The 5,987-nt window shown below is 51.1% G+C and carries 7 protein-coding genes and 1 pseudogene; 6 read left to right on the top strand and 2 right to left on the bottom strand.

Features of this window, described 5'->3' with window-relative positions; genetic code table 11:
* A partial coding sequence (locus ACFS7Z_RS26850) for a DUF1016 N-terminal domain-containing protein (RefSeq protein WP_377492441.1) occupies positions 1-518 on the top strand: 518 nt, incomplete at its 5' end.
* A gap of 11 nt (positions 519-529) precedes the next feature.
* Here ACFS7Z_RS26850 and ACFS7Z_RS26855 read toward each other — a convergent pair.
* Entirely contained in the window at positions 530-1,522 is a 993-nt protein-coding gene (locus tag ACFS7Z_RS26855; RefSeq protein WP_377492444.1) for a potassium channel family protein, read from the bottom strand.
* 118 nt (positions 1,523-1,640) lie between these two features.
* Between ACFS7Z_RS26855 and ACFS7Z_RS26860 the strand changes: the two genes are divergently transcribed.
* Complete coding sequence (locus ACFS7Z_RS26860; protein WP_377492447.1) at positions 1,641-1,802, top strand: hypothetical protein; 162 nt, start codon at positions 1,641-1,643, stop codon at positions 1,800-1,802.
* Between the two features lie 459 nt (positions 1,803-2,261).
* Here ACFS7Z_RS26860 and ACFS7Z_RS26865 read toward each other — a convergent pair whose 3' ends face one another.
* On the bottom strand, positions 2,262-2,387 hold the full coding sequence (locus ACFS7Z_RS26865) for a hypothetical protein (RefSeq protein WP_377492450.1): 126 nt from the start codon (positions 2,385-2,387) through the stop codon (positions 2,262-2,264).
* Positions 2,388-3,101: 714 nt separating this feature from the next.
* On the opposite strand from ACFS7Z_RS26865, the gene ACFS7Z_RS26870 reads away from it, so the two are divergent.
* From ACFS7Z_RS26870 to ACFS7Z_RS26885, 4 genes and pseudogenes are all read left to right on the top strand, one after another.
* Positions 3,102-4,427, top strand: a complete 1,326-nt coding sequence (locus tag ACFS7Z_RS26870; RefSeq protein WP_377492453.1) for a cytochrome ubiquinol oxidase subunit I — start codon at positions 3,102-3,104, stop codon at positions 4,425-4,427.
* A 3-nt stretch (positions 4,428-4,430) separates the two neighbouring features.
* Complete coding sequence (locus ACFS7Z_RS26875) at positions 4,431-5,441, top strand: cytochrome d ubiquinol oxidase subunit II (RefSeq protein WP_377492456.1); 1,011 nt, start codon at positions 4,431-4,433, stop codon at positions 5,439-5,441.
* Positions 5,442-5,519: 78 nt separating this feature from the next.
* A complete protein-coding gene (locus ACFS7Z_RS26880; RefSeq protein WP_377492459.1) occupies positions 5,520-5,696 on the top strand; it encodes a hypothetical protein in 177 nt (58 codons plus the stop codon).
* 50 nt (positions 5,697-5,746) lie between these two features.
* Positions 5,747-5,987, top strand: a pseudogene (locus ACFS7Z_RS26885) (hypothetical protein); the annotation flags it as partial.

The raw sequence follows: 5,987 nt of genomic DNA on the forward strand, positions 1-5,987 counted from the left end.
CCACTGAGCTGACGAATACTTACGGCAGAGGCTGGAGCAAGCGCCACTTGTGGCATTGTGTACGCGTTGCGGACACTTTTCCGGAAGACTTAATTGTGAACGCACTGAGTACACAATTGAGCTGGACTCACCTGCGCCTGTTAGCTGCGATTGAGGATGAGCTAAAGCGGATGTTTTATACTGAACTCAGCATGCAGGAACAGTGGAGTACCCGTGTGTTACAGGAGCGGATGGACAGCATGCTGTTTGAGCGCTCGGCTTTATCAAAAAAACCAGAGGAACTCCTCCGGCATGAACTCAGCACCTTGCAGTCATCCGGAGCCGAGACCCCTGATTTGGTGTTCAAAGACCCTTATGTGCTGGATTTCCTAGGTTTGAGCAATACTTACAGTGAGCGAGATCTAGAGTCCCTGCTAAAGATGAAGCCCTCCCAAAAGCGGAGCGCCATACCATGGGCATGCAAGGATGAGGGAAAGCAGGTGCTTGTGAATATGAAAGAGGACGAAGTTCTACTGTGATTTAAAAATATCTAAGAAGGCCACTGCCGATTGTTGTTCTTTATCAATCCTAAAACAAGCTGTCTTGTTTCCTTTTTATCTTCCAGCTTCCGATAAAACTCCTCCTCGGGGACGGTGGGCACTCCTTTCCAGTTTAGCTTAAGTAAAGAGGGAAGTGGGGGCACCTCCTCTGCTTTATTTATGAAGGCAGACTTTAGAGTGTTCAGAAAGTTTTTCGCTGATTCGTGTGTAGTGTCCAGGTATGCCTGTGTGGGTCTGATGTCTTCTGCCACGCCATGCTCCAGAAGCAAAACGGCATCGTAGAGAATAGCAATCGCCCTCCCCTGAGACTTCTGTTCGCTTGTGGTGTGGTAGTAGTGGAGGATAGGAAAAGCCAGGTGCTGCTCATTCAGCGTGGAAAGCTGTTGAGACAGTGAACTTAGCTGAAGCTCAATGGCCTTGAAATCCCTGCCATTCCAAAACTTCAGGACAAACTCTTCCGAAGAGCTGCCTATACCCGTTACCTGGCTGGCAAACGACCTCTTGTTCACCACTGCCGATACTACCTGGAGAAAGTACGTGACTGAGAGGGTTATCATCAGCATGCCGTTTAGGCCTACCAGTGAGCTTAGCACCTGCCAGGCATCTCCGTTGGGCGTGAAGTCGCCGTTGCCAATGGTAAACAGGCAATAGGCTACGTACCACAGGACATCTGTAAAATCAGGCGTTATACCAGACCTAGTAGGGGCAATGGAGGAAACGTCAGCATAGAAGACCAGCGTCCATCCTAACCAAAGAAACAGGAGCCAGAGCAGGATGCTGAAGAAAAGAACCAGGGGGCCAGTGAGACTCAAGAGCCTGTGCTTTTTGTTACCTACAACTGTGCGGAACAGGCGCCAGGTATAAGTGGTAAAGCGGGAGGTGATGGGAGCCGAGTCCCCTACGACCCAGATTATGGTCCAGAAGGCTTCCACGATGCTCCAAATAACAACCGCTATGCCAAGTAAGAGGAGAAGTATGTTCATAGATTCAATCTGAATGGGCGTTAAGTTGCTTATTTATGTTTGCTTCACTACTGCTTTACGGCTTGTTACCACAGCAGTATTTATTGTACATGCATGCGAAAGGAGTAGTCGTGAGGCTATGTACAACCAGAGAGGCAAAAACCTACAGGCTTCAAAGGACCCACGCTTTCTGCTGGCCTTGTCGCTGCAAGGCAAGTATGGCATAGGGAGAGGGGAGTTGCCTGTAGCTGATAAGCCTGGAGGCACGAAGGGGGAAGGAACAGTAAGGCCTCCTTTCTAACTCCCGCGTGTTTGTTGAGGCGTCAATGGAGTCAGCCAGCAGCTAAAAAAGGGAGACCCGAACCATGTGATGGATTCGGGTCTCCCCAATGAAAAAGTTCGCATTTGTTGTACTTCATTCGCTGACAGAAGGTTGCATAAATTAGTGCATTCCTTTTGCAGTCGTGCCTACCGGTTTAGTACTTATTCTCCTCCGCAGGCCACCATGCCTGCCATGAGCAGAATACTAAGCCCACTTTTGAATTCCTATCAGGAAATTTACGCTATTCTCTCTCATCTTTTCCGTTGTTTATGGTTTATGTATAAACTTTAAAAAGCACCTTTTCAGGATACTCTCTAGAGTTCAATCATTTTTTTGCCACCGTAGTAGGTGCCGAAGAAGTCAGCGTACTTATCCTCTGTCAGCATGTTGTCGCCCCGTCCCTGTCCTCATACCAGTCGGTGAGGTAGTCGTTGTCTTCTACACCGACCATAACTCGTTCATGTCCAGCATGCCGTCACCGGTGTCCCAGTCGGTCGTGGTCAGGCAGAAGTCGGCAGTGGCCTCACTGACCTCGCTGTCCTCAAGCATGTCGTTTTCAAACACGGCAACCTAGTCGCTGTCCTTATCGTCGCAGGCTACGGCCCCAAGCACCCGTATATATACTGAGTATATGTTACGGCTGCTGCTGCACATCATTCAGTTAAAACATGATTAAGTATCTGTAAATAAGATACATGTGTATTAGTCTTAAAACACGATGCTAAGGCTTTTGTGCAACAAGAGGCTGCAGGGACTTGTTTGATTGCACTGAGTGAGCCAAGGGGGAAACAAGCAAAAAGAGGATTCCCAGAGGGAAAACTGCAGGGCTGGGATAGGCTACTTGTTAAAAAGGAAACCCGGCTGAGGGGAAGGAGTAAAACCAAAGTCAACTTCCCATGTACGGCGGGTGTGTTTAACCAGAAAAGGGGTGATGGTATAGGCTGTCACCCCTTTTCAGTGGGATGAGCTATTGGGAGCATAGGTACAGGAAGAGCCGAAGGTTCAAAAGACACTAACAGTTTCAGAGCTAGACAGCATCTTTTCTTGTTAAACTACAACAAACCATTCTGGCAGCAGTAAAGTTTAAAGATAGAACATGTGAAAGGGTGCGGCACCCGCACCACCTTGCCACAGGATATGCCAACTCCCGCCTTTCTCATAGTAGAAAAGGCTCTTGTTTTAAGGCGGCTTGATAAAAGCTGACAGGTTGTTTGATTAGCTTTCATTAACAGGAACTGCATGCCTGCTATGCGGGCGCGCTTGCACATAACCATTGCTATGGAGGATCTTTTAGCAGCTCGCCTGCAAATGGCGGTATCCCTGGGCTGGCACATTGTGTTTGCCTGCATCGGCATGACCATGCCTGTACTGATGGCTTACAGCGAGTGGAAATGGCTGCGGACAGGGAAACAGGTCTACATCGACCTTGCCAAAGCCTGGTCGAAGGGTGTCGCCATTTTCTTTGCTGTGGGTGCAGTCTCCGGCACAGTGTTGTCTTTTGAGCTGGGCCTCCTCTTCCCTGAGTTTATGAGGTATGCCGGTCCGATCATCGGTATGCCCTTCTCCTGGGAGGGAACAGCTTTTTTTGTGGAAGCCATTGCTTTAGGCGTTTTCCTCTATGGCTGGGACAGGCTCAACAAGTGGGTGCACTGGCTCTCGGGCGTGGTGGTGGGTATTTCCGGTGTGTTGTCGGGCATCTTCGTGGTGGCTGCCAACGCATGGATGAACAGCCCAGCCGGCTTTAAGTGGAATAATGGCGTTGTCACCGACATTGATCCGGTAGCGGCCATGTTCAACGATGCCTGGTTCACGCAGGCGCTGCACATGACCCTCGCTGCCTTTGTTGCCACCTCTTTCGCGGTTGCCGGTGTGCACGCCATCCTGCTGCTGAGGAACAGGCAAAATGTATTCCATAGAAAAGCCGTGCAAATAGCCTTATCCTTTGGCGCGGTCACAGCGTTCCTGCAACCCATCAGCGGCGACCTGTCTGCAAAGGATGTAGCCGAAAGGCAACCGGCAAAGCTGGCCGCTTTAGAGGCACTGTACAAAACCAGCAAACCAGCCGACTTGGTCATCGGAGGCATCCCTAACGATGAAGAAGAGCGGGTAAACTATGCCATTCACCTTCCGGGGCTTCTGAGCTTCCTGGCCCATGGCGATTTCGACGCGGAGGTGACTGGGCTCGATAAGTTCCCTGAGGAGGAGCGGCCGCCTGTGCTCATTACGCACCTTGCCTTTCAGGTGATGGTAGGCTGCGGGTTCCTTCTCGCTTTTGCGGGTTTGCTTCATATTCTCTTCAGCGTCTGGTGGAAGCATCTTTTGCTGAAGAGGTGGTGGCTAAAGTTCGTGGCCTGCCTCACCCCGCTGGGTTTCATTGCCGTGGAAGCAGGCTGGACTGTGACCGAGGTAGGCCGGCAGCCCTGGATTATCTACGGCGTGATGAAAACCAAGGACGCCGTTTCCCCGATGCCGGGGCTGCAGTATTCGTTTTATACCATACTGGTTGTTTACCTGCTGCTCACCATTATCCTGGTATGGTTGATGCGCAGGCAGATAGCCACCATCGAAACGTACTATCCTTCGGCAAGAAACATCAACGAGTAGCCTATGCTTCAGGTCATCATCATTATACTGGGGATATCCTTCATCCTGTACACACTCTTGGGTGGCGCTGATTTTGGGGCCGGCATAGTGGAAGCGTTTGCAGGCAGGAGAGGAGAAAAAACGGTGTCAAAGGCAATGGCACCGGTATGGGAAGCAAACCACGTGTGGCTGATACTGGCGATTGTCATCCTGTTTACAGCCTTTCCGTTAGTGTACGCGACCATCAGTGTGGCGCTGCACATTCCGCTTATGATCGTGCTGCTAGGTATCGTTCTCCGCGGCTCCTCTTTCACTTTCCGGCACTACGATGTGGTCCATGACGTGACCCACAAGTATTACACGCTGTTTTTTCGCGTGTCCAGCTTTGTGACGCCCATCTTTCTGGGTATTACGCTTGGTGCCATGATACTGGGGAGGATTAGCCTGGAGCTTACCGGCAGCTTTTACCAGCAGTACATTACGCCCTGGTTCAATGTCTTCTGCCTGGTGATGGGCCTGTTCTCGGCCTCCCTTTTTGGCTATATAGCGGCTGTCTTCCTGATAGGCGAGGCCGCATATCCAGATGAGCAGAAAAGATACGTGCGCCTGGCAAAAGTGTTTCTGAGCCTGACCTATATCCTGGGCGCCTCTGTGTTCGTCGCAGCCGAGGTGGAGAACCATCACCTGTTCGAAGCTTTTTATGCCTCTTCCATGAGCGTCTCCGCCTTTGGTACGGTGGTGCTCTTCACTCCCGTTATCTTTTACCTGTTTCATCACCCCAGCATTTTCTTATTGAGGGCGGCAGTCAGTGTGCAGGTCACCCTGATTATGCTGGGGTGGTTTGCCATCCAGTTCCCCATCCTAGTGTATGAAAGGAATGGCCAGCACCTTACTTTCTATAACACACAGGCACCCCACGAGACGCTATTTCAACTGGTGATTGCCTTGCTCGTCGGGCTTGTGCTCGTCCTTCCGGCCTTCTTCTTCCTCTTCAAGGTTTTCAAGCAGGGTAAAGACAAGCCGGAAAGGCTTTAGCAGGTTCTCCTGTTTTACAGCACCTCTCTCTGCTTAGGGGTGAGTATGTAATGAGGATAGCCGTCCCCCTTACCCTCTATGCTGCCGTCTCTGGTGGCATGCACTTTATGGCGCTACGGAAACAGGGTTGAGGCAGAGACAGTCGCTCTTGTGCTTGTGCTGGGAATCCTGTCTTTTACCCTCCTGGAGTATGTGGCGCACCGCATCTTCTTCCACATGCCGCCGACCAGTAGGTGGAGGGAGAAAGTCCAGTAGACTGTCCACGGTGTTCTCCATGAGTATTTTATGACAGGGACAGGCTCGCCATGCCGCCCATCCTGGGGCTCTTGTATGTGGCGCTCATTTTCATGGTCATCAGGCTTCTGCTGGGGGAGTATGAGTATGTGTATGCCTTTGTCCCAAGCCTTTTGATGGCCTATTCTGCCTACCTGCTTGTGCACTACGCGGTGCATGCCTTCCGGCCAGCATCCTTAAGGTGCTCTGGACGCACCACGCCATTCATCATTACAAAGACTTGGGGTGGCCTTCGGCGTAATCCTCTCCGCT

It is taken from the genome of Pontibacter toksunensis, assembly GCF_042686245.1.
In the GTDB taxonomy this organism is placed as follows: Bacteria; Bacteroidota; Bacteroidia; order Cytophagales; family Hymenobacteraceae; genus Pontibacter; species Pontibacter toksunensis.

Excerpts from the sequence above, each read along its gene's own strand:
- ACFS7Z_RS26855 (WP_377492444.1), bottom strand. The coding sequence starts at position 1,522 with ATGAACATACTTCTCCTCTTACTTGGCATAGCGGTTGTTATTTGGAGC.
- ACFS7Z_RS26860 (WP_377492447.1), top strand. The coding sequence starts at position 1,641 with ATGTACAACCAGAGAGGCAAAAACCTACAGGCTTCAAAGGACCCACGC.
- ACFS7Z_RS26870 (WP_377492453.1), top strand. The coding sequence starts at position 3,102 with ATGGAGGATCTTTTAGCAGCTCGCCTGCAAATGGCGGTATCCCTGGGC.
- ACFS7Z_RS26875 (WP_377492456.1), top strand. The coding sequence starts at position 4,431 with ATGCTTCAGGTCATCATCATTATACTGGGGATATCCTTCATCCTGTAC.
- ACFS7Z_RS26880 (WP_377492459.1), top strand. The coding sequence starts at position 5,520 with ATGCTGCCGTCTCTGGTGGCATGCACTTTATGGCGCTACGGAAACAGG.